Below are 21,775 nucleotides of genomic sequence, written 5' to 3'. Positions count from 1 at the left end.
GCACCGCCATTATATGCACCAGGAAGGGTCCGACCCGTCCGCCCACACGCTCGCCCCTCAGCAGGTGCGCGAAGTAGGGGTGTCCACGATGGCAGCGGCCTCGCGGAGGAGGGCAGCGCGGTCCGTGCGCTCCCACGGCAGGTCCAGTTCGGGGCGGCCGAAGTGGCCGTAAGCGGCCACCTGGCGGTATATGGGGCGCCGAAGGTCCAGTTGAGATATTATGGCGGCGGGGCGGAAATCGAAGTACCGCTCGACCAGTTCCAGGATGCGGCTCTCCGGGATCACGGCGGTGCCGAAGGTGTCGATCATCAGGGACACGGGACGGGCCACCCCGATGGCGTACGCCACCTGCAGTTCGCACTTCTCGGCCAGACCGGCGGCCACGATGTTCTTGGCCACGTAGCGGGCGTAGTAAGACCCGGAGCGGTCGACCTTGGTGGGATCCTTGCCGGAGAAACACCCGCCGCCGTGGCGTGCGTATCCCCCGTAAGTATCCACTATGATCTTGCGCCCGGTGAGGCCCGCGTCGCCCTGGGGGCCACCCACCACGAACCTGCCCGTGGGATTCACCAGGATGCGGGTGCGGTCGTCGAGCAGGTGTGCAGGCACCACGGGCCGCACCACGTGCTCGACGATGTCTTCCTTAAGCACGGCCAGTGGGACGTCGGGCTTGTGCTGCGCAGAAACCACTATGCAGTCGGCCCGCAGGGGTATACCGTCCTCGTACTCGATGGTCACCTGCGTCTTGCCGTCGGGGCGCAGGTAGGGTAGTTCCCTCTCCTTGCGCACTCGCGCGAGTCTCTGGGCCAGCTTGTGCGCGAGCGAGATGGCCAGAGGCATGAGCTCGGGGGTCTCGCGGCAGGCGTATCCCACCATCATGCCCTGGTCACCCGCCCCGGTGAGGTCAAGCTCGTCACCGGAACCCCCCTGTTTCACCTCCAGCGCCCGATCAACCCCCAGGGCGATGTCGGGCGACTGCTCTTCGATAGCGGTGAGAACGGCACAGGTGTCGCAGTCAAAGCCGTACTTGGCCCGTGTGTATCCGATCTCGCGCAACGTTTCCCTGATGATGTGGGGCATATCCACGTAACAATCGGTGGAAATCTCGCCGAAGACGAGTACCAGGCCCGTCTTCACAGCCGTCTCGCAGGCCACCCGCGCGTCCGGGTCCTGAGCCAGGATAGCATCCAGGATGGCGTCGGAAATCTGATCGGCGATCTTGTCGGGATGGCCTTCAGTCACCGACTCTGAGGTGAACAGGTAACGACCCTGGGGCACCTTGGGACCTCCTTTCCTTGCGTTAAGCGGGCACTCCCGCCCTGCTCACACGCGCACTCCGAACCTTGCCTCGGCTTCACACGCGCAGGGGGAACCTCTCCTGCGCCAAACGCGATACTTCCCCGCACACGCGCAGTACCGTTTCGGCGTCCTCCACCGTCAGCGAACCCAACCCGCACGAGGGCGTGATCAGGCTCTGGCGCACCAGCCGGTCCTGGGGGAGCCCAGCGGCGACAAGCGCGTCTATCTGGGCCTTCAACCGCTCCAGCAACGAAGCAGCCGACTCCCTGCGGATCACCTCACCGTCCGCCGGTACTATCCCCCAGGCGATGCACCCTCCCCTCTCCAGGAATTCGCGCAGGGCAGGCACGTACAGGGCGAAGTTGTCGAAGTAGGAGTAAGCATCGAAGGATATCACGTCGATGTCCAGGCCCAGCAGCATGCCCCAGTCCGTGTTGGCGCAGCAGTGGATGCCCGTCAGCCCGCTAGCGCTACCCAGCACCTTATCCAGCCACTCCCGGGCCTGCCTGGCGTCGTAGGCGTAGAAGGCAGATCCCACCGTGCCAAGGTAGGGCTCGTCGAGGAACAGCAGAGTCATGGGATGGATCTGCCGCAGGAAGCGCTCCTGCCAGCGCACTTTGAGTTCTAGCAGCGATACCAGCGCCTCCATCAGGCGGGGATCGTAAAGGACGGGGCGACCATCCGGCCCCGGGAGCGAAAGGCCCATGCTCACCGGACCGGTCACCTGCCCCTTGATGCCCAGAGCCTTCCCCACCCTCTCTCCCTGCCCTGCCAGCGCCCACAATCCGGCGGCCCGTTCCGGAGGGATGGCACCGGGGGAATCGTCCCCCGCCGTGTACCGGGCCAGCAGGTCGCCCAGTTCGTTCCAGAACTGGTCCCAGTCCGGCACTGCCGGGGAACCATTTCTCTCGACCAGCCCCGGCATCCCGGTGAGGAACTGCCGGTACATGTTTTCTTCCGGGGCGCGCCGGGGGAGTTGCGGCCAGTAGGGCAAGCCCGGGAATGCGGACAGCACCGCCCGCACCGCCGCGTCCACCTGCCGGTGGGGCAGGCTCCCTATCCCCGTTGCTACCATCGATCCCGGGCGCTCGTCCGTCATGAAACGCAAAACCCCTTCTTTCCGAAGAGGTTTAAGGCGTTGCGCACCTCTCATCCCTCAGAAAGACTCTGCAGGGCTTGGCACCGCTGCCCCGGCCGGGGCCGGTTGCCGGGCTTCATCGGGCCCGTCCCTCCGCCGCTCTTGATAAGAGCCACGCTATTCGGTTGCGCCCTAACGGTACCATAACGGGGGGCTTCCTGTCAATAAATTGAGGCGGGCCCCTAGCCTGGGCCGGGAGTATTGAGGCCCGCCTCCGGGAACACCCCTGCGAACTCGAGGTCGCCGGGGTGTCACCAACGCTATCTACCTGCAACCACCCATATTCTATTCAGGAGAGGGCGATTTCCTTCCCCCGTCGAACCTCCTGGGGGCGGTCGGCCAGGGCCCGATACAGGAAGTCCGCCAGGCCAGCCTGGCGCGCCATCTCCCGTGCTAGCACCTGGAGGGCCAGCCCGGCGTAGACGGAACCACCGGCCATTCCCGTCAGGTTCGGGACCATGGCTTTCTGGAACCCCTTGAGCACTTCCTCCCACAGGATGGCGGCAAACCCCTCAGACACCTCCCTGAGAGCCGGGGTTCCCCCGGGTGCGGTCGCAGCACCCGACAGCCGGAACCCCGCCATCGCAGCAGCCGTGGACCACGCCGCACCAGGCGGCCGGCACGCCCCGGCAGGCAGGACGGCGGGGCTAACGGCGGAGGTTGTTGGCCATACCCAGCATCTCATCGGCAGCCTGCACCACCTTGCTGTTCATCTCGTAGGCACGCTGGGCCATGATGAGACCGACGATCTCCTCGACCACCTGTACGTTGGACCTCTCCAAGAATCCCTGCCAGATCTCCCCCGGTTCTCCACCGGTCCGCGGCTTACCGGAAGCATCTGTCTCGCGGTACAGGCCCCCGCCCGCAGCCTGGAGCCCGGCGGGATTGGGGAACGTCACCAGGACGATCTCCCCCAATTGGCGAGTGCTCCCGTTCACCTTCACCCACATGCGCCCGTCCGGGTCCACCCGGATGGCACCAGCATCCACGCCCTCGGATTTGTCCCAGGATGACACCGCCAGCCGGTGCCCCTCCGAGGTGTAGATCTTCCCGTCCGGCCCCAGGCGGAAGGAACCGGACCGGGTGTAGAACGTCTCGCCGCCCTCAAGTTCCACCCGGAAGAATCCGGGACCGTGGATGGCCAGGTCGAGAGGCTGTCCGGTTTGCTCCAGCTGGCCTGGCAGAAACGAACGCCTGGTGCCCACCACCCTGACCCCCGCACCCTCAACGCCCGCCCCCGCCACAGCCTGCCCCGTCCACGCCGGCTGTCCGGGGGAAGATCCGGGCCATGCGATCTGGGCCCCCGCGGCGGGAGGATTGCTGCCCGAGACCACGTCTCCAAACTCCACCCGGCTGGCCTTGAACCCGGCGGTGTTTACGTTGGCCAGGTTGTGGGAAATGACGTCCACCGCCGTCTGCTGGGCGATCATCCCCGACGCCGCCGCCCATAACGCCCTCAGCATCGCACCCTCCCCCTTCCCCCATCGATCAGATGCGGGCGATCTCGCGCACCGCCTGCCCCAGGGTGTCGTCCTGCACCCGGAGGGCCTTTTGACAGGCCTCGTAAGCCCGCAGGAGAGCGATCAGTCTCACCATCTCGGTCACCGGGTTTACGTTCGCGCTTTCCACAAAACCGGGGGCAAGGACCGCTTCAGCGGGACGGGGCGGCCCCGCCTCTGGCCCGGCCACGAACAGGCCATCCCCCACGCGCTGCAAGCCCTCCGGGCGGGCAAATTCCACCACCCGCAGGCGATCCACCACCCGATCACCGCTCACCACCTCGCCGCTGGCCAGGATGGAGGCGTCCGGCCCGGCCGCAACTGGCCCCCGTTCCCCCAGGACGGGATAACCGGTACCGGTAACCAGGCGCCCCCCGGCATCCAGGCGGAACATACCGTTGCGGGTGTACGCCTCACCGCCGGGAGTCTGGACCACGAAGAATCCCGGCCCGGTGAGGGCCACGGCCAGGGGATCCTCCACAGGCCGCAGGGGACCGGGAGTAAAGTCCGTCACTGCCCCCTCTACCGCGGCCCCGGTCGAGAGGCCGCCCACCTCTACCGCAGGACCATCACGTACGCGAGAAAGCAACAGGGAATGAAAACCCTTCACCACGGGGATGCAGCCCTTGAAGCCGGGCGTCTGGGCGTTGGCCGCATTGTCCGCGATTACATCCAGCTGATCCAGCCCGGCCGCCATACCAGCTCCGGCGGCATAGATCCCCCTCAGCATGCCCGCCCCCCCCCCAATCTTGCTGTCCTCGGAACAACAGGGCCTGCCGCCAGGCAGGCCCTCCTATAACACAAGGACCTCGTTCGGCAGCCCGGCCGTCATGACCACGTGGGTTTTAGACCCGTAGCTTTGCGCCCCCGCCTTTCGACGGGTTTGCCCTTTCGCGAGGAACTATTGCACTATTGGTGGTATTCGCCACCTGCGCGAAAAATCCTTCCTCCTGGCATGATCTCAGACCACACTGATCTTGCGCATGAAGTCCACGTGGTCCGGATGACACGCCAGAAAGTCCAGGGCGCGCCCGGTCCCCCGCGCCACGCACGAGATGGGGTCGTCGGGTATGTGTACGGCAAGGCCGGTTTCACGGGAGATCAAGGCATCCATACCGTGCAGCAGTGCCCCTCCTCCGGTCAACACCACACCCTGGTCGGCAATGTCAGCAGCCAGTTCGGGGGGCGTTCGCTCCAGGACTTCACGAATAAGGTGGATTATCTCGGAGAGCGGCTCCGCCATGGCCTCGGCCAGGTCCGAGGAGGTAACGGCGACGCTGCGCGGCAACCCGGTGACCAGGTCACGCCCGCGCACCTCCATCTCGTCGTGCCGCAGATCGGGCACCGCCGTGCCGATGCAGATCTTGAGTTCCTCGGCGGTGCGGTCACCCACCCCCAGACCGTGGCGAAGGCGCAGGTAGCGCACGATGGCCTCGTCGCACTTGTCCCCGCCCACCCTGATGCTACCGGCGGTCACCACGCCGCCCAGGGATATCACCGCTACGTCGGTCGTCCCGCCCCCGATGTCACACACCAAATGGCCCCGCGGCTGGGTGATATCCAATCCCGCCCCCAGGGCAGCCGCCAGGGGTTCCTGTATGACCAGGGCCCGGCTGGCTCCCGCCCGCATGGCCGCTTCGATCACGGCGCGGCGCTCCACCCCCGTGCAGGCCGAGGGTATGCATACCACCACGGAAGGCCGCAGGATCGTCCGCCTGCCCAGCACGCGACCGAGGAAGTGCTGGAGCATGGCCTCGGTCAGGTCGAAGTCGGCGATCACACCCTCCCGCAGCGGCCGCACCGCGACGATGGTCCCCGGGGTGCGTCCCAGCATGCGGCGGGCTTCCTCACCCACCGCCAGGACCCTCCCGGTCTCGGCCGCTACCGCGACCACCGAGGGTTCCCGCAGGACCACGCCCTTACCGCGCACAAAAATGAGTACACTGGCGGTGCCCAGATCCACCCCCACGTCAGTTGCCAACCCAGATCCCCCCGGTCTTGCCCGCTTCCCTCCTCTTCTTCCACGAGATGGGGCAATTTCCTGCGGGAGCGGCTAACGTGTGATGGCCTGGTACTTGCGCCTGGTGGCCTCTCCTCCCCGGATATGTCGCTGCGCCTTGTTGAAGTCCAGGACCTTCCTTACCTGATCGGCAAGCTCCGCGTTGATGCGCGGCAGTCTCTCAGAGACATCCTTGTGAACGGTGCTCTTGGAGACCCCAAACTCGCGGGCAGTGTCCCTCACCGTGGCCCCGGTGCGGTAAATGTACTGGGAAACCTCGAGCACACGCTTCCATATGAAGTCATTCACCCTGCGGCCCCCCCAGCACCGGCCTGCGCTACATCATATGTGGGAGCCACCGGGAAAAGACTAGCCCGGTTCAGGGCCACCCGGGGATTGGGTTAACGCGGCATCAGCCAGTCGGCAGGGTCCTGCGTCGCGCCATCCACCCGCACTTCAAAATGCAGGTGCACCTGCGCGGGCTCAGCTTCCCCCGGGTCCCCCAGGTGCCCGATCACATGGCCCTGACGTACTTTCTCGCCCCGGCGCACCAGGACCTTACCCAGGTGGCTGTATGCGGTGACTACACCACCGCCGTGGTCGATCTCGACCACCCACCCTTCTTGCTGGCTGCGGGACACAAGCCTGACGGTCCCGGCTGCCGCCGCAGCAACCCCGGCACCCCGCTCACCTTCCAGGTCGAGGCCGGCATGCAACCTCCAGTCCCCGTGTACCTCCGAGTAGGCGAAGCCATACCCGGTGATCACCTGCCCTGCCAGCGGCCAGCCCAGCTCTCCGGGGGCCGGCCCCGGTGGCTGGGCCGCGCCAGGCGAGGAGGGCACGGGCGAGGACGATGAAGGTGTCGCCGTGGAGGATGCGGATGGGGCGGGCGACCCCCCAGACGGGGAAGAACCAGATGCAGAGGAAGAGGGGGCTGATGTCCCTGCGGGCGAAGGGCTGGTGGATCCGGCGGGGCTGGCGGAGCCGGTGAGGGTGGTGGCTGCCTCAGCGGGGGCGGCAGGGCTCGCGGGGGCAGGGCCGGCGGGACCGGGGAAAGCCGGGATGCTGGCGCGCGGAGAAAGCAACCACATGAGCCCGGGGACGGTCAGACAGGCCAGCATGAAGACGCCCACTGCCAGGTAGGCCCACTGACGGCTGCTCAGCCCCCCCCTGCGCCGCCGGGTACGGCCCGTCCGCCGGTTCCCGGCACGCTGCCGGATGCCCGCCGGCCGGAGGGCACCTCGCTGGAGGCGCCAGCGCCTGGGCTGCGGGTCCGGGTGATGGTCCGGCTGGTAGTTATCCGGGTTACGGGTCAGGGTATTCACCTCAACCCGTATCCTGCCCAGGAAGCTGCCAAATTATGCATATCCTGCCATCCGCCCAGCAGGATCATTCGGAAAAGATGAGGCGGACGGCTGTGCCCGGGAAGTAGTATTGCAGGATCTCCAGGTACGTGCGGCCTTGCCGGGCCTGGCCGTTGGCGCCGTACTGGCACATGCCCACGCCGTGGCCCCAGCCCCGCACGTCAAAACGGACGCGGTCACCTTCCACCTGCCAGGAAAACCAGGTGGAGGGTAGGCCCAGGCGCACGCGGGCGTCGGTCCCTTTGAGGAGGACCCCGCCCACCTGCAGCAACCTCACCCGCCCCGTCACGGTGGATTCCAGCAGCTTGAGGACCGGCGCCGCTCGCGGGGAGGACGGTGCCGACCCTGTGGAGGAGGGCACGGCCTGGGACAGGGCACGCAGGGGCACGTAGACTTGGGTGCGATAGCGGGGCGAATCCCCGCAGAAATCGCAGGGAACCCCGCCCAGGTAGGGCACGTCGTTTCCCCATACCTCGCGGGCCGACTCGGTATGCCCTCCGCACGTGGAGTGGTAAAGCCCGTCCGCCACCTCGCCCTGGTAGGTAAGCACCTGCCCGCTGGTCGCTTCCACCGCCGCAGAAATCTTGTTCCAGTAACGGTAATATCCCACGAGACCCCACTTCTGTCGCAGAGCCCGCTGGTCGAGCCATCCCTGCCCCTGCGCGGGATCGGAGGACACATCGGCCCGCCCGTCGCCCACCCCCGTTCCCCCGAACAGCCGCAGGCGTCGCACCGCATAGGTGCGCGCCAGCACCGCCTGGGCCTTCAGGGCCTCGGGATGAAAGGCGGCCGGCATCTCGGCGGCCACCACGCCTTTCACGTACTCCTCAAGCGGCAGTTCGACAGTTTGTCCGTTGTCGTGACGCAGCACCGTAACCGTGATGGGATACCCGGCGGGAGGAGGCAGCCTCCGGGGCTTGATACCGACCAGCAGGGCAGGCAGCAACACCATGAGGAGCACCAAAAAAGCGACAAACCCTAGAAGAAGCTTCTTCAACAGACCACCCAATCCCCACTGTATGGTAGGGCTGGTGAGCCTATGCCGTCGCCCACCTATGGGGAGGTGCGGGTGATGTCGGCTCCCAGGGAACGCAGCTTCAGGTGCAGGTCCACGTAGCCGCGGTCCAGGTGGTTGACGCCGGACACCTCGGAAACTCCGTCCGCAGCCAGGCCGGCCAGCACCAGGCCGGCGCCGGCCCGGAGGTCGGTGGCCTTCACCGGGGCCCCGGTGAGTCTCTTTACCCCCCTCACCACGGCACTCCGTCCCTCGATCTTGATGTTAGCCCCCATCCGCTTCAGTTCTTCCACATGCATGAAGCGGTTCTCGAACACCGTTTCCGTGATGACGCTGCAGCCATCAGCCACGGAAAGCAACGCCATCATCTGGGCCTGCATATCGGTGGGGAACCCCGGATATGGCATGGTGCGGATGTCGGTGGGGCGGGGCCGCCCCTGAGCCCTCAGGTGGACCCGCGTGGCGTTTTCTTCTACCACGGCCCCCGCCTCCCGCAGCTTGGCCACCACCGCCTTGAGGTGCTCCGGGACCACGTTTTCCACGGCGACCTCGCCCCCGGTGATGGCTCCCGCCACCAGATACGTACCCGCCTCGATGCGGTCGGGGATGATGGTGTGCTCCACCCCCGTGAGTTCCCGGACACCGTCCACCCTGATCACGTTGGTGCCAGCGCCCACCACCCGCGCCCCCATGGCGTTGAGGAAGTTGGCCAGGTCCACGATCTCGGGTTCCTCGGCCGCATTCTCAATGTAGGTCGTGCCCCGGGCAAGGACGGCGGCCACCATGATGTTCTCGGTGGCGCCCACCGAAGGCCAGTCCAGGTACACCCGGCCGCCCTGGAGGCTGGAAGCGCGGATGTCCACCTGCCCGCCCCGGGCGGTCACGCGGGCCCCCAGGACGGATAGTCCTTTCAGGTGCAGATCGATCGGTCGTACGCCAATGGCGCACCCTCCGGGGAGGGCCATGCGCACCTTTCCCACCCGCGCCAGCAAGGGTCCCATAACGAGCAGAGAGGCGCGCATCTTGCGCACCTGCTCGTAGGGAGCCTCGTGACGCTCCAGCGTGCCCGCAGTCACCGCCACCCGGTTCCCGTCCGCGCTCACCCTGGCCCCCAGGGCCTGCAGGACTTCCACCATGGTGCGGACGTCATCCAGGTGGGGCACCTGGTGCAAAACCACCTCGCCCTGGGCAAGCAGCGACGCAGCCAGCAGAGGCAGGGCCGAGTTCTTGGCCCCCTCTATCCGCACCGTGCCCAAAAGCGGTTTGCCCCCACAGATTACCAGCCTGGATTCCACTTCCTGCCTCCGCCCCGCTTTTTTACGTCACCCTTAGTTTGGCTGCGGAGGCGAAGGCCGTATGCAAACCAACTCACGCAAAGCCTGGCGAAATGGTTAACTTTTGTCTGGGCCGGCGGCCCGCAGACGCGCCACCGCCCGTTCCAGCGCGGCCCGGGCGCGGGCTTCATCCACCTCGGCAGACCGGGAACGGAGGCGGGCCAGGGCGCGATCCCGGGCGGCCCTGGCGCGCAACACGTCGATGTCCTGGGCCAGTTCGGCGGCGTCGGCCAGCACCAGCACCCGATCCTGCAGGACCTGGCACACTCCCCCGCTGACCGCCATGCGCTCCTTCTTCCCTTCGCGCCGGAAAACCAGCACCCCCGGCCGCAGGATGACCAGCATGGGCGAATGGCGGGGGAGAACCCCCAGGAGCCCCTGGCGGCCGGGGATGACCACCGCTTCCACCGCACCCCTGAACACGCGGCGTTCGGGGGTGAGGACCTCCAGCATTATGGGAGCCTCTGCTTCCACGTTGTCGCGCATCGTCCCAGCCAGTCCTCCTTGGAACCGCCTGCCTGCATCACCCCGCGCAAAGTGGCGAGCGGTGGAGCCTTATCGGCGCCGGCGGCGACCCGAGGTGCCTACCGGCGCTGTGGCGGTTAGCGGGCTTCGGCCAGCATGCGCTCGCCCTTCTCCACCGCCTCGTCTATGGTACCCACCATGTGGAAGGCACCCTCGGGCAGGTGGTCGTGCTTGCCCTCCAGGATCTCCCGGAATCCGCGCACCGTCTCCTTGACGGGAACGTACGCGCCGGGCCGGCCGGTGAATGCCTCGGCCACGAACATGGGCTGGGAAAGGAAGCGCTGGATGCGCCGGGCCCGGTGGACGATGATCTTGTCTTCTTCCGAGAGTTCGTCCATGCCTAAGATGGCGATGATGTCCTGGAGGTCCTTGTACCGTTGCAGGACCCGCTGCACCTCGCGGGCCACCCGGTAGTGCTCCTCTCCCACCACGGCGGGGTCGAGCAGACGCGATGTGGAAGCCAGGGGATCCACCGCAGGGTAAATGCCCATCTCGGCGATCCACCGCTCCAGGCGCGTAACCGCATCCAGGTGAGCGAAGGTGGTGACAGGAGCGGGATCCGTGTAGTCGTCGGCGGGGACGTAGATGGCCTGCACGGAAGTGATGGAACCCTTGCGCGTGCTCGTGATGCGCTCCTGCAGCAAGCCCATTTCCGTGGCCAGGGTGGGCTGGTATCCCACCGCCGAGGGCATGCGGCCCAGCAGGGCCGACACTTCCGACCCGGCCTGGGTGAAGCGGAAGATGTTGTCGATGAAGAGGAGCACGTCCTGCCCCTCGATGTCGCGGAAGTACTCGGCCATGGTGAGCCCGGCCAGCCCCACCCGCAGGCGGGCACCGGGAGGTTCGTTCATCTGGCCGAATACCAGGGCGGTCTTATCCAGCACCCCCGACTCCCGGAGCTCCAACCAGAGGTCGTTGCCCTCGCGGGTGCGTTCACCTACCCCGGCGAACACGGAGAAACCGCCGTGCTGATAGGCCACGTTGTGGATGAGTTCCATGAGGATGACCGTCTTGCCCACTCCGGCGCCGCCGAACATCCCCACCTTACCGCCCCGGGGATACGGCTCCAGCAGGTCGATCACCTTCAGGCCCGTCTCCAGCATCACCCGGGCGGGGTCCACCGCCGCCACCCCGGGAGGGGGCCGGTGGATGGGCCAGCGCTCCTTCACATCGGGGGGAGGACCCCCGTCGGTGGGCTGGCCCAGCACGTTGAAGATGCGCCCCAGCACTTCCCGACCCACGGGGACGGTGATGGGACCGCCCGTGTCCACGGCCCGCATCCCCCGGCGCAAACCGTCGGTCGGCTGCATGGAGACGCAGCGCACCACGTTGTCGCCCAGGTGCTGGGCCACCTCCATGGTGACATCGACCTGGGTTTCGGAGTCTCCCACCACACGCACGGCGTTGTACAGGGGCGGGAGCTCGCCTTCGGGGAACTCCACGTCCACCACCACGCCGATGACCTGCACCACCCGTCCCTCTCTCATGCTCATCCCCCTGTTACCTCAGGGCTCATGCCGCGCCGCCATATCTGTCCGCTACTTCAGGGCTTCCGCGCCGCCCACGATCTCCGCGATTTCCCGCGTAATGCCCGCCTGCCGCTCCCGGTTCATCTCCATGGTGAGTTCGGTGATCATCTCTTCGGCATTGTCGGTGGCATTGGCCATCGCCCGCATGCGGGCGGCATGCTCCGAGGTCTTGGCCTCCAGGAGCAGGCGGTACACCTCCACCTGCAGGTAACGGGGCAGCAGGACCTGCGCCGCCACCTGGGGAGAAGGTTCCAGGTGGTATTCCACCACCGCCCGCTTTTCTTCCCCCCCCGGCGGGGCGAGGGGAAGCAGCAACTGCTCCTCCACCTGCTGGGTACCGGTCGAGATGTACCGGGTGAAGATCACACGCAACTCCCGGCAACGTCCTTCCACAAAGGCCGCCCCCAGACGGTCGGCCACCACCCGCGCCAGTTTCAATTCGATCTCTTCCCCCAGGGGGGCGTATTCCGCCTCCAGGGAGACTCCCCGCCGGCGCAGGAAGTCGCGTACCCGTCGCCCGGCCGCCACCACCATCACGTCACCGGCCCGGGCCCCCACCTCGTCCAGGGCCCGCCTCACCACGTTCATGTTGTAAGCGCCGCAAAGACCCCGATCCCCCCCCACCACCAGGTAAGCCACCGGGCCTCCCCGGGGACGGAAGAAGGGATGATCCAGAGCGGGTCCCCTGCGGGCCAGATCGGCGATGATCTCTTCCAGGGCGGCCGCGTACGGCCGGGCAGCCACCAGGCGCTCCTGAGTGCGCCTGAGCTTGGCCGCGGCCACCATCTGCATGGCCCGCGTGACCTGCTGGATATTTTTCACCGCCCTTACCCGGCGGCGGATTTCCAGGATGCCTGCCACCCCTGCGCCTCCTGTCCGCTCAGGCAGCCGACTTTACGCTACACCGGCAGCCCCGCCGCCCCCGTCGCGGCCTCTGCCTGCGGTCGCGGCCGCCGGCTCTGCGGTGCGCTCGGTGCCCACGAATACCTCCTTGAACGTGGCGATCGCTTCCTCAAGCTGCCTGATCAGGTCGTCGGTGAGTTCCTTCTTCTCCCGCAGCTCAGCCAGGATGCCGGGCCGGTCGCGGCGCAGGAACTTGAGGAAGCCGTCTTCGAAGGGGAGCACCCTTTCCACGGGCAGGTCGTCCAGGTGCCCGTTCACCCCGGCGTAAAGCACCACCACCTGCTCTTCCACCGGCATGGGCTGGTACTGCCCCTGCTTGAGCAGTTCCACCAGCCGGTCGCCCCGGCGCAGGCGGGCCTGGGTGGCCTTGTCCAGTTCCGAACCGAACTGGGCGAACGCCGCCAGCTCCCGGTACTGGGCCAGGTCCAGGCGCAGGCTGCCCGCCACCTGGCGCATGGCCTTCACCTGCGCCTTGCCCCCCACCCGGGATACCGACCGGCCCACGTCGATGGCCGGCCGCACCCCGGCGTAAAAGAGGTCGGATTCCAGGAAGATCTGCCCGTCGGTAATGGAAATCACGTTGGTGGGGATGTAGGCGTGGATGTCGCCAGCCTGGGTCTCGATGATGGGCAGGGCCGTCAGGGTGCCACCCCCGTGCTCCTCGGCCAGGCGGCAGGCCCGCTCCAGCAGGCGGGAATGGAGGTAGAAGACGTCGCCGGGGTAGGCTTCCCGCCCGGGAGGACGCCGCAGGAGGAGGGACATCTCCCGGTACGCCCAGGCGTGCTTGGTAAGGTCGTCGTACACCACCAGGGCGTCCCTGCCCGTGTAGGTGAAGTATTCGCCCATGGCGCACCCGGCATAGGGTGCGATGTACAAAAGGGGCGCCGGCTCCGAGGCGGTGGCCGCCACCACGATGGTGTGCTCCATCGCCCCGTGCTCTTCCAGGGCCTGCACCACGCCCGCCACCGTGGAGGCCTTCTGCCCGATGGCCACATAGATGCAGATGACGCCCTCGCCCTTCTGATTGATGATGGTGTCCACGGCCAGGGCCGTCTTCCCCGTTTGCCGGTCGCCGATGATGAGTTCGCGCTGGCCCCGCCCGATGGGGATCATGGAGTCGATGGCCTTCAGCCCGGTCTGTAGGGGCCTGGAGACCGGGCGCCGGTAGATTACTCCCGGAGCCACCAGCTCTACGGGCCGGAAGTGGGGCGTCTGGATAGGCCCCTTGCCGTCGACGGGCTGGCCCAGCGCATTCACGACCCGTCCCACCAGGGCCTCTCCCACCGGCACCTGCACGATGCGGCCCGTGCGCCGCACTTCATCCCCTTCCTTGATGTGCTGGTAGGGCCCCAGGATCACGCACCCCACGTTATCCAGTTCCAGGTTCAGGGCCAGGCCGTACGTATCCCCCGGAAACTCCAGGAGCTCGTTGTACATGGCCGACTCCAGCCCCCAGACCCGGGCGATGCCGTCCCCCACCCAGATCACTCTTCCCACGTGGGAGACGTCCACTTCGGGCTGGTACCCCTCGATCTGCTGCTTGATGATGGCCGTTATCTCGTCCGGCCGGATTCCGGCTCCCAGGCTCAACCCCACCACCCCCGCGGGCCAGAGGCGCCGTGAACCATCCGCTCCTGCAGGCGCCTGAGCTGGCCCCGCACGCTACCGTCGTAAAGCGTGTCGCCTATTTTCACCTGGACCCCTCCCACCAGGGCGGGATCCACGGTGGATTCCATGCGCACCCGCCGCCCCAGCTTCCGCTCCAGCCCCTGCCGCAGGGCCTCCTCGGCCGGGGGCGACAGGGGCCGGGCAGAGATCACCTGCACCAGGGCGATACCCCTGGACTCCTCCGCCATGATGCGGTACTCGCGCACAATCTGGTCCAGCAGGCGCAGCCGCCGCTCGTCAAGCAGGACAAGGAGCAGGTTCATCACCGCGCCATCGACCCTGCCTTCGAAGATGCGGCGAAGCAATTCCCGCTGGCGGGGGCGGGGTACCGCAACCCCACCCAGGATTTCCCGCAACTGGGGGACCTGAGTCATCACCTGCTCCACCAGGGTCAGATCGGCTTGCGCCCGCTCGACCTTTCCGGCCGCCCGGGCGGCCAGGAACAGGGCCCGGGCATAGCGGCGGGCCAGAACCCGTCCCGCCGTCACGGCGACTCACCCAGTTCCCGGGCGAATTCCTCCACCAGGCGGCGCTCGTCCTCTTCCGTCATGGTACGCCGGATGATGCGGCTGGCGGCGGCGATGGCCAGGCTGGTCACTTCCTCGCGCAGTTCGGCCAGGGCCTTGTCCTTTTCCTGGGCGATGGCCTCTACCGCCCGGTCGCGCAGGCGCGCTGCCTCCGCCTGCGCTTCACTCACCAGCCGGGCCTTTGCCTCTTCCGCTGCCCGCACCGCCCGGTCCATGATCTCCTGGGCTTCCCGCTGGGCCGCCGCCAGTTGCTGACGGTACTCGGCCTGCAGGCGAGCTGCCTCCTGACGGGCCTCCTCGGCCTGCTTGAGGTTGGCGCTGATCTCCTGCCGCCTCTTCTCCATCATGCTCATGACGGGACGGAAGAGGAACTTTTGCAGGAGGAAGAAGAGGACGGCAAAGTTAATCACCGCCCACACCAGTTCGTACCACCGGAACTCGATCACCGCACCTGCCTCCCGGGCCGGATCGCCGGTAAAGTACGGCCGTGAGGGCCGACCACGGCCCGCACTACACCGTCACCTTCAAGGCTAGCATCAGCGCCACCAGCATCACGAAGATGGTGAGCGCCTCCTGGAAGGCCAGGGCCAGCATCATGGCGCCCCGCACGTCACCCGCCGCATCGGGTTGCCTCCAGATGGCGTCGAGGGCTGCCACGGCCGTCTTCCCCTGGGCGGTAGCGCTCCCCACCGCCGCGATGGCCACCGCCAGACCGGCGGCCAGGGCCACTAAACCTGCCGTCACCGCGACTCCTCCTTTCTGTGCTCGCACGTGCCGGGACCCCGGTGGCGCTCTTGTTCCGCCGCCAGCTCGTGGTGTTCGGTGGCCCCGGCAATGTAGATGGCAGCTAGCGTGGTGAAAATGAGGGCCTGGATGTACCCGAAGATGAGCTCCAGTCCCATCATGAAAGCGGGCAGGAAGTAGGGCAGGACGGTGAGCATGACCGCCAGCACCGCCTCGCCCCCGTAGATGTTACCGAAGAGACGTAAGGAGAGGGAAAGCGGCCTCACGACCTCGTCCACCAGGTTGAGGGGGAGCATGAAGGGGGGATCGGCCAGGTGCTTCAGGTAAGCCACCCCCCGCGTCCGTATGCCGAAGTAGTGGTAGGAGAAGAACACCACCAGGGCCATGCCGGCATTGTACCCCAGGTGGCTGGTGGGGGCGGCGAATCCCTTCAGGTGCCCGGCCCCGGGCAGGATGCCTGCATAGTTGGAAACGATGATGAATAAGAAGAAAGTGCTCAGGAAAGGCAGATACTGCCAGGCACGCTCTTTACCCAGGATGGACCCGAAATGGCCCTCCAGGTACTCGATGACGGCCTCCAGGGCAATTTGCAACCGGGAGGAAGGCACCTTCTCCAGGCGCCGGGTGGCCAGGAACGAGACCAGCCCCAGGATGGCGATGATAACCCAGGCCGTGGTGATGGCCGATGTTACCGGCAGCGGGCCGATGTGAAACAGGATATCTCCGTGGGCGGCAGCCGCGGCGGACTCGTGCTCCGCCTCAGCCAGCCACCAGGCAGCAGCGCCTGCGCTCAAGTCACCGCCTCCTCATGCCGGCCGCTCACCGGGTCGGTCACGCGCCCCGGCCCCTGCCCCCCGGTGACGCCGCTGGCGCGCTCCGAGACGCAACCCTGATCGGCTACACAGGGACTGCGGCGGGGAAGGCGGCGGGTGGCAAAGGTGACCCAAAGGGCGCGCCAGCAGAGCAGTCCCAGGGCACCCCCGACCAGCGCCCACTCATTGGCGAGCAGAAAGAACACGAGGAGCAGGCCGAAGGCGTCCGCCGCCAGGCGGCCCAGGCCCACCACCATCAGGGAACGCCACTGGGCCCGGCGCGTCCCGGTGCCGGCGCGCCTGTCCCGCAACGCCAGGACCAGGTCGGCCAGGGCGGCCACGGCGAGACAGAGGACAAACCCCTGTCCTGCCCTCGCCGCAAACGTCCAGGCCTCCGCCAGCCCCGTCACCTAACCATCCTCCCGCCCGTTTTGCTTACCTCCCCATCGGCGCCGTCTCTCCAGCCGGTCAACCAGGTTGAGTTCGCGCACCAGGTCGTAGAACGCCAGCACTATGCCGGCCAGCACCCCCAGGAGCGCAAACAGGGGAAACGTACCCAGGCGCCCGTCCAGGGCTCGTCCCCCGAGGAACCCCAGTCCGGCCAGGATGACCATGAGCAGGCCGAACGATAATGCCAGCCCTGAGTAGCGCACAACCTCTCCTTCTATTCTCTCCTCGGACTCCGATTCCTCCTGCCCTCAGGCGAAGTCCTCGGGGGGATTTTCTCCCAGGAAATTATGCCTCAGGGCCGCCGCTATGCGCCAGGCAGCCCGCCCGTCCCCGTAGGGGTTCTTCGCCGTGGCCATCTGCCGGTAGGCGGCAGGATCGTCCAGCAGCCGGCACGCCTCCCGGCACAGGGTGTCCCCGTCCGTTCCCACCAGCCTTACCGTACCCGCTTCCAGGGCCTCGGGCCGCTCTGTCACCTCGCGCAGCACCAGTACCGGCTTCCCCAGGGCGGGCGCCTCCTCCTGCAGCCCCCCCGAATCGCTGATCACCAGGTAGCAGCGGTTCATCAGGTTGGCCCAATCCGGGTAATCCAGGGGGTCCAGGAGCTCCGTGCGGGGAGCACCCCTCAGGAACTCCTCCGCCACAGATGCCACCTGGGGATTGCGGTGCACCGAGACGACCAGCAGGACGTCCTCGCGCTCTTCGGCCAACCTCTTCAGCCCCGCAAATATGCTGCGCATGGGGGAGCCGAAATTCTCCCGCCGGTGAACATCCACGGCGAGAACGCGCCGGCATCCCAAGTCCATCTCGGCCAGCCGGGGGTGGCGGAACCGGTAGTCGGGGCGCACGGTCTGGAAAAGGGCGTCGATGACCGTGTTCCCCGTAACGTAGATACGCTCGGGGGGAACCCCCTCCTCACGCAGGTTCTGGCGCGCACGGGCGGTGGGGGCAAAGTGCAGGTCGGCCAGCACCCCGGTGAGGTGGCGGCACATCTCCTCGGGGAAAGGGGCGTACTTGTGGCGGGTCCGCAGCCCGGCCTCCACGTGCCCCACCGGGATCTGCTGATAGAAGGCGGCCAGGGCCCCCACCATGGTGGTAACCGTGTCCCCGTGCACCAGCACCAGGTCCGGGCGGTGCCGGCGCAGCACCCTCTCCAGGCGCATCAGGCCCCGCACCGTCGTCTGGGTGAGGGTCTGGCCGGGCAACATGATGTCCAGGTCGTAGTCGGGCAATATCCCGAAGTGCTCCATCACCTGGTCCAGCATCTCCCGGTGCTGAGCGGTTACCGCCACCTCTACGGCAAACCTGCTGTCCTTGCGCAGCTCCAGCACCACCGGCGCCATCTTGATGGCCTCGGGGCGGGTGCCGAATACCGCCATCACGCGAATGCGCTGGGGAGCCATCAGTGCCTCCCGCCCCGACCGTTGCGCACGTGGAGCAGGCCAAACCAGCGACCGCCCAGCAGCATGACCAGGGCAGCGGTGGCCGCGATGAGCAGGCCCAGTTCCAACCGCACCCGGCTCAGGCTGACCGCTACCACGCCGCACACCAGGCTGAGCACGTACATGACCAGCACGGCCTGCCGCTGGTTGAGTCCCATCCCCAGGAGGCGATGGTGCAGGTGGTCACGGTCCGCCTCGTAGATGGGCCGTCCGTCCCGCAGGCGGCGCACGATGGCAAAGGCGGTGTCCAGGACGGGGATACCCAGGGCCACCAGGGGGATGATCACAGCGATGACGGTGGCGGTCTTCATGGCACCGGCCACCGATACGGACCCCAGGGTCAGCCCCAAGAATAGTGCCCCCGCATCTCCCATGAAGATGCGCGCGGGATTGAAGTTGTAACGGAGAAAACCCGCCGAGCATCCGGCCAGAGCTGCGGTCATGAGCAGGGCCTCGGGCACCCCCTGGCCCCAGGCTACGAAAAACAGCGTAAAGGAAGCGATGCAACTGATACCGGCGGCCAGCCCGTCCAGGCCGTCCACCAGGTTGATGACGTTCATCATGGCCACCAACCAGAAGACGGTGAAGGGGATCTCCAACCACCCCAGGTACACGTATTTCTCCCAGGGACCCACCAGCCAGGGGATGCTGAGGCCGTGGGCCACCAGGATGGCGGCCCCCACCAGTTGACCCACCACCTTGCGCCAGGCGGGCATGGGGGAAAAGTCGTCCCACACCCCCCAAAGGCAGACGAACAGACCGGCGATCAGGGTGCCCCTCACCACGGGGGAAGCAGCCCCGCCCGCCAGCAGGATGGATACGGCGAAAGACAGGTATATGGCCACCCCGCCCAGGTGGGGAACGGGGCAGGAGTGCACGCTGCGCCGGGAAGGCTTGACCACCGCCCCCACGCGCAGGGCCAGCTTTCTTACCAGCGGAGTCAACAACAGGCAAAGGGTAAACGCCGAAAGGAACACAATCCAGGTGCGCAATGTCGACCCCCCGCTACAGCTTCAGGTACCCCTTGGACAGCAGCTTCTCGATGTGCTCGGCCAGAGCTTGTTCGATGTCTACCCCGTGCTGCTCTTCCAGGACGTACATCATGGTGATGGCGGTCTGGGCCACATCCAGTAGTTCCCGGCAGATGGCCCGGTACACGGCCGGCCCCGCCGCCGCCACCTGTTCTCCGTTCATGCCCCGCAGCTTGCCGATAGCGGCACCCAGCTCTCCCGCCTCTTCCATGAGCTTGAGCGCGGTGGATTCCAGGGTGGGCCGCAGTCTATTGAGCCGGGGCAGGGCTATGGTCTTCGTCTCGCAGCCGGGGACTTTCAATCTTCACCACTTCCATTCCCGCCAGGTCCAGGATCTCCCTGGCCAGAGGATCTGAGTACTCCTCCTCGTAAACCACCCGCCGGATGCCGGCATTTACCAGCATCTTGGCGCAGATGGAGCACGGGAAGGTGGTGCAGTACAGATTACCCCCTTCGACCGCGATACCGTAGCGGGCAGCCTGTACCAGGGCGTTCTGCTCGGCGTGAGAGGCCCGGCAAACTTCCTGCCTCTCACCCGAGAGGGCCCCCACCTGATCCCGCAGGCACCCGATGTCCAGGCAGTGGGGCAGGCCGCTGGGCGCCCCGTTGTACCCGGTGGCCAGGATGCGCTTGTCCCTGACGATCACCGCCCCCACCTGCCGCCGCAGGCAGGTTGACCGACCCGCCACCACCCGGGCCACCTTCATAAAGTATTCGTCCCAGGTGGGACGAGTCGGTCTCTCCGGCACGCCGGACAGGTCATCCGGTATACCAGCGAGCCTGTCCGGCGTGCCGCCAGGCTTGTCCGGGCCCATATCTTCGCGGCCGGAGGGGACTTCCCCTTCCTGTTCCGTCAACGGATCACTCCTCACCAAGCCGCTCAACATAAAAAGACTCCTTTGCTGACCGTCCGGTTCCCGCCCGGCGAGCGGTCCCTACTTCTCGGGAGGGGGCGGGGGCGCCCCCGGACGACGGTAGACAGCCCGTTCTCCTCCCACGAGGGGAGGCCGGCTGCGAGCCAGCACCAGGCAGGCCTTCCCCACGTGGGTGACGGCCAACCGCACCGGCACCGCGACGGGCTTTATGTGCATCCCGATGAGGGTGTGCCCGATATCCATCCCGGCCTGGGCCTGTACGGCCCGCACCATTACAGGGTCGCGGTACAGATCGATGGCGGCGCTGGCAAACGCCCCGCCCGCCCGCGGCACCGGCCACACCGTGACCTCTTCCAGGTCATGACGTTCCTGATATTCTCTTTCCACCACCAGGGCCCGGTTTATGTGCTCGCAACCCTGGGCAGCCAGGTATATCCCGCGGGGAGACAGGATCTCGAGCAAGGTACTGGCGACCACCTGCCCCACCTCCAGGCTGGAGGCCTTGCCGATGCGGTATCCCAGCACCTCGCTGGTGCTGCATCCCACCACCAGCAGCGACCCCGGCTTCAGCCCCGCCACCTCGATCAGCCCCAGGGTGGCCTGCGCCACGCTCTCCCGGATCGCCTCGACCTCAATCCCCTCGTTGGCCACCAGCTCGCCCCCCAGCTTCCCAGGCCCGGATCTTGTCCACCCGGCGGGCGTGCCTGCCGCCCGCGAATCGCGCCCTGATGAACGCGCGCAAAACCTCTTCAGCCAGGCCGGGGCCTATCACGCGGGCCCCCAGGCAAAGCACGTTGGCGTCGTTGTGCTCGCGTGCCATGCGTGCCGAGTAGGGGTCATGACAGAGAGCGGCCCGCACGCCCGGAACCTTATTGGCCACCATGGACATACCGATGCCGGTACCGCATATGAGGAGACCCCAGTCGGCCCGTCCCTCCCCCACCGCCCGCGCCACCGGGAGGGCCAGGTCGGGGTAATCGCACGCCGCCGGTGAGTCGGTGCCGAAGTCCAGGATCTCGGCACCCTCGCCGCGCAGTACCTCGATCAGCACTCCCTTGAGCGGGAAACCGCCGTGGTCAGCACCGACCGCCACCCGCAAACCCCTCACCTCTCCCGCGCCGCCAGCAGTCAGCAATCCTGCTCGGCCAGGTACCCGGCTACCCGCCGCAGGGCCTGTTCCAGTTCCTGCGCCACGTCTTCGTAAACCTCTTCCGGTCCCCCTACGGGATCGTCCACGTCGTGCTCGGGGCCGGGCTCCCCCTCGCCGGGGGGGAAGTACTTCAGCACGAAAACACGGTCGCGGGCTTCCGGGACCAGCCTGAGCACCTCGGAACGCTGTGCCCCGGTCATGGTCAGCACCCAGGTAGCCTCCCGCACCATCTCCGGGAGAAGCCTCCTCGACCGGTGGGAAGTGAGATCCAGCCCCCGCCTGGCCATCACGGAAATTGCCTGCCGCGAGGCGGGCTCGCCGTCCAGGGCCGATATCCCCGCCGAAAGGACCTCCAGACCACCCAGTTGGTCGGACCATTCCTCGCTGATCAGACGCCGGAACAGGGCCGCCGCCATGGGGCTGCGGCAGGTGTTCCCGGCGCACACGAACAGCACTTTGCCCGCCGTGGCCATC

Annotated in this window: 28 protein-coding genes and 2 riboswitches; of the genes, 1 reads left to right on the top strand and 27 read right to left on the bottom strand. The window is 67.1% G+C overall.

Annotation, left to right across the window (positions count from 1 at the left end):
- Positions 1-57: 57 nt before the first annotated feature.
- The 8 genes from metK to AB1446_08185 form a co-directional block, all read right to left on the bottom strand.
- Positions 58-1,278 (bottom strand): methionine adenosyltransferase, encoded by a 1,221-nt coding sequence (gene metK / locus AB1446_08220; protein MEW6546885.1) that lies wholly within the window; start codon positions 1,276-1,278, stop codon positions 58-60.
- Positions 1,279-1,354: 76 nt separating this feature from the next.
- Positions 1,355-2,398 (bottom strand): methionine synthase, encoded by a 1,044-nt coding sequence (locus AB1446_08215; protein ID MEW6546884.1) that lies wholly within the window; start codon positions 2,396-2,398, stop codon positions 1,355-1,357.
- A gap of 47 nt (positions 2,399-2,445) precedes the next feature.
- Positions 2,446-2,549, bottom strand: a riboswitch (SAM riboswitch).
- A gap of 177 nt (positions 2,550-2,726) precedes the next feature.
- Positions 2,727-3,020 (bottom strand): hypothetical protein, encoded by a 294-nt coding sequence (locus AB1446_08210; GenBank protein MEW6546883.1) that lies wholly within the window; start codon positions 3,018-3,020, stop codon positions 2,727-2,729.
- A gap of 64 nt (positions 3,021-3,084) precedes the next feature.
- Positions 3,085-3,900, bottom strand: a complete 816-nt coding sequence (locus AB1446_08205; protein ID MEW6546882.1) for a flagellar hook-basal body complex protein — start codon at positions 3,898-3,900, stop codon at positions 3,085-3,087.
- 25 nt (positions 3,901-3,925) lie between these two features.
- Positions 3,926-4,666, bottom strand: coding sequence for a flagellar hook basal-body protein (locus tag AB1446_08200; GenBank protein ID MEW6546881.1), 741 nt, complete (start codon positions 4,664-4,666; stop codon positions 3,926-3,928).
- 82 nt (positions 4,667-4,748) lie between these two features.
- Positions 4,749-4,834, bottom strand: a riboswitch (cyclic di-GMP riboswitch).
- A 63-nt stretch (positions 4,835-4,897) separates the two neighbouring features.
- Positions 4,898-5,917, bottom strand: coding sequence for a rod shape-determining protein MreB (gene mreB / locus AB1446_08195; protein MEW6546880.1), 1,020 nt, complete (start codon positions 5,915-5,917; stop codon positions 4,898-4,900).
- A 72-nt stretch (positions 5,918-5,989) separates the two neighbouring features.
- A complete protein-coding gene (spoIIID, locus tag AB1446_08190) occupies positions 5,990-6,244 on the bottom strand; it encodes a sporulation transcriptional regulator SpoIIID (protein MEW6546879.1) in 255 nt (84 codons plus the stop codon).
- Positions 6,245-6,336: 92 nt separating this feature from the next.
- Positions 6,337-6,702, bottom strand: a complete 366-nt coding sequence (locus AB1446_08185) for a M23 family metallopeptidase (protein MEW6546878.1) — start codon at positions 6,700-6,702, stop codon at positions 6,337-6,339.
- Between the two features lie 100 nt (positions 6,703-6,802).
- Between AB1446_08185 and AB1446_08180 the strand changes: the two genes are divergently transcribed.
- Positions 6,803-7,078 carry a hypothetical protein gene (locus tag AB1446_08180; protein MEW6546877.1) on the top strand — a complete coding sequence of 92 codons (276 nt, stop codon included), beginning with the start codon at positions 6,803-6,805 and terminating at the stop codon, positions 7,076-7,078.
- Positions 7,079-7,324: 246 nt separating this feature from the next.
- Here the strand turns inward: AB1446_08180 and spoIID are convergent, their stop codons facing one another.
- The 19 genes from spoIID to AB1446_08085 all read right to left on the bottom strand — a co-directional run bounded on the left by spoIID (position 7,325) and on the right by AB1446_08085 (position 21,774).
- On the bottom strand, positions 7,325-8,296 hold the full coding sequence (gene spoIID, locus AB1446_08175) for a stage II sporulation protein D (GenBank protein ID MEW6546876.1): 972 nt from the start codon (positions 8,294-8,296) through the stop codon (positions 7,325-7,327).
- A gap of 56 nt (positions 8,297-8,352) precedes the next feature.
- On the bottom strand, positions 8,353-9,609 hold the full coding sequence (murA, locus tag AB1446_08170) for a UDP-N-acetylglucosamine 1-carboxyvinyltransferase (protein MEW6546875.1): 1,257 nt from the start codon (positions 9,607-9,609) through the stop codon (positions 8,353-8,355).
- 96 nt (positions 9,610-9,705) lie between these two features.
- Positions 9,706-10,134 (bottom strand): F0F1 ATP synthase subunit epsilon, encoded by a 429-nt coding sequence (locus AB1446_08165; GenBank protein ID MEW6546874.1) that lies wholly within the window; start codon positions 10,132-10,134, stop codon positions 9,706-9,708.
- 116 nt (positions 10,135-10,250) lie between these two features.
- Positions 10,251-11,660, bottom strand: a complete 1,410-nt coding sequence (atpD, locus tag AB1446_08160; protein ID MEW6546873.1) for a F0F1 ATP synthase subunit beta — start codon at positions 11,658-11,660, stop codon at positions 10,251-10,253.
- A gap of 51 nt (positions 11,661-11,711) precedes the next feature.
- A complete protein-coding gene (gene atpG, locus AB1446_08155; GenBank protein ID MEW6546872.1) occupies positions 11,712-12,563 on the bottom strand; it encodes an ATP synthase F1 subunit gamma in 852 nt (283 codons plus the stop codon).
- A 33-nt stretch (positions 12,564-12,596) separates the two neighbouring features.
- On the bottom strand, positions 12,597-14,177 hold the full coding sequence (gene atpA / locus AB1446_08150; protein ID MEW6546871.1) for a F0F1 ATP synthase subunit alpha: 1,581 nt from the start codon (positions 14,175-14,177) through the stop codon (positions 12,597-12,599).
- 14 nt (positions 14,178-14,191) lie between these two features.
- Positions 14,192-14,761: an ATP synthase F1 subunit delta gene (gene atpH, locus AB1446_08145; protein ID MEW6546870.1), complete on the bottom strand. Its 570-nt coding sequence runs from the start codon at positions 14,759-14,761 to the stop codon at positions 14,192-14,194.
- A complete protein-coding gene (atpF, locus tag AB1446_08140) occupies positions 14,758-15,246 on the bottom strand; it encodes a F0F1 ATP synthase subunit B (GenBank protein MEW6546869.1) in 489 nt (162 codons plus the stop codon). The genes atpH and atpF overlap by 4 nt, the downstream gene beginning before the upstream one ends.
- Before the next feature lie 64 nt (positions 15,247-15,310).
- Positions 15,311-15,544: an ATP synthase F0 subunit C gene (locus AB1446_08135; protein ID MEW6546868.1), complete on the bottom strand. Its 234-nt coding sequence runs from the start codon at positions 15,542-15,544 to the stop codon at positions 15,311-15,313.
- Positions 15,541-16,338 (bottom strand): F0F1 ATP synthase subunit A, encoded by a 798-nt coding sequence (gene atpB, locus AB1446_08130; protein ID MEW6546867.1) that lies wholly within the window; start codon positions 16,336-16,338, stop codon positions 15,541-15,543. The genes AB1446_08135 and atpB overlap by 4 nt, the downstream gene beginning before the upstream one ends.
- Positions 16,335-16,766 carry a hypothetical protein gene (locus AB1446_08125; GenBank protein MEW6546866.1) on the bottom strand — a complete coding sequence of 144 codons (432 nt, stop codon included), beginning with the start codon at positions 16,764-16,766 and terminating at the stop codon, positions 16,335-16,337. The genes atpB and AB1446_08125 overlap by 4 nt, the downstream gene beginning before the upstream one ends.
- On the bottom strand, positions 16,767-17,009 hold the full coding sequence (locus AB1446_08120; protein MEW6546865.1) for an AtpZ/AtpI family protein: 243 nt from the start codon (positions 17,007-17,009) through the stop codon (positions 16,767-16,769). It abuts the gene before it with no gap.
- Between the two features lie 45 nt (positions 17,010-17,054).
- Positions 17,055-18,206: a UDP-N-acetylglucosamine 2-epimerase (non-hydrolyzing) gene (wecB, locus tag AB1446_08115; protein MEW6546864.1), complete on the bottom strand. Its 1,152-nt coding sequence runs from the start codon at positions 18,204-18,206 to the stop codon at positions 17,055-17,057.
- Positions 18,206-19,237 carry an MraY family glycosyltransferase gene (locus tag AB1446_08110; GenBank protein MEW6546863.1) on the bottom strand — a complete coding sequence of 344 codons (1,032 nt, stop codon included), beginning with the start codon at positions 19,235-19,237 and terminating at the stop codon, positions 18,206-18,208. Before AB1446_08110 ends, wecB begins: the two co-directional genes overlap by 1 nt.
- Positions 19,238-19,250: 13 nt before the next feature.
- A complete protein-coding gene (locus AB1446_08105; protein ID MEW6546862.1) occupies positions 19,251-19,577 on the bottom strand; it encodes a MazG-like family protein in 327 nt (108 codons plus the stop codon).
- Positions 19,525-20,025 carry a dCMP deaminase family protein gene (locus tag AB1446_08100; protein ID MEW6546861.1) on the bottom strand — a complete coding sequence of 167 codons (501 nt, stop codon included), beginning with the start codon at positions 20,023-20,025 and terminating at the stop codon, positions 19,525-19,527. The genes AB1446_08105 and AB1446_08100 overlap by 53 nt, the downstream gene beginning before the upstream one ends.
- Positions 20,026-20,211: 186 nt before the next feature.
- Positions 20,212-20,802: a TIGR01440 family protein gene (locus AB1446_08095; protein ID MEW6546860.1), complete on the bottom strand. Its 591-nt coding sequence runs from the start codon at positions 20,800-20,802 to the stop codon at positions 20,212-20,214.
- Positions 20,783-21,244, bottom strand: coding sequence for a ribose 5-phosphate isomerase B (gene rpiB, locus AB1446_08090; protein MEW6546859.1), 462 nt, complete (start codon positions 21,242-21,244; stop codon positions 20,783-20,785). The genes AB1446_08095 and rpiB overlap by 20 nt, the downstream gene beginning before the upstream one ends.
- Positions 21,245-21,279: 35 nt before the next feature.
- Positions 21,280-21,774, bottom strand: coding sequence for a low molecular weight protein arginine phosphatase (locus AB1446_08085; GenBank protein ID MEW6546858.1), 495 nt, complete (start codon positions 21,772-21,774; stop codon positions 21,280-21,282).
- Position 21,775 lies beyond the last annotated feature (1 nt).

This window comes from Bacillota bacterium (assembly GCA_040757085.1).
Lineage (GTDB): Bacteria > Bacillota > Sulfobacillia > JACIYH01 > JACIYH01 > JACIYH01.
Note: the sequence above shows the minus strand (reverse complement) of the source record. Positions and strands in the feature narration are given on the sequence as shown.

Coding starts and splice junctions, on each gene's coding strand:
- AB1446_08215 (MEW6546884.1), bottom strand. CDS start 2,398: ATGACGGACGAGCGCCCGGGATCGATGGTAGCAACGGGGATAGGGAGC.
- AB1446_08210 (MEW6546883.1), bottom strand. CDS start 3,020: ATGGCGGGGTTCCGGCTGTCGGGTGCTGCGACCGCACCCGGGGGAACC.
- AB1446_08205 (MEW6546882.1), bottom strand. CDS start 3,900: ATGCTGAGGGCGTTATGGGCGGCGGCGTCGGGGATGATCGCCCAGCAG.
- AB1446_08200 (MEW6546881.1), bottom strand. CDS start 4,666: ATGCTGAGGGGGATCTATGCCGCCGGAGCTGGTATGGCGGCCGGGCTG.
- AB1446_08165 (MEW6546874.1), bottom strand. CDS start 10,134: ATGCGCGACAACGTGGAAGCAGAGGCTCCCATAATGCTGGAGGTCCTC.
- atpD (MEW6546873.1), bottom strand. CDS start 11,660: ATGAGAGAGGGACGGGTGGTGCAGGTCATCGGCGTGGTGGTGGACGTG.
- wecB (MEW6546864.1), bottom strand. CDS start 18,206: ATGGCTCCCCAGCGCATTCGCGTGATGGCGGTATTCGGCACCCGCCCC.
- AB1446_08085 (MEW6546858.1), bottom strand. CDS start 21,774: ATGGCCACGGCGGGCAAAGTGCTGTTCGTGTGCGCCGGGAACACCTGC.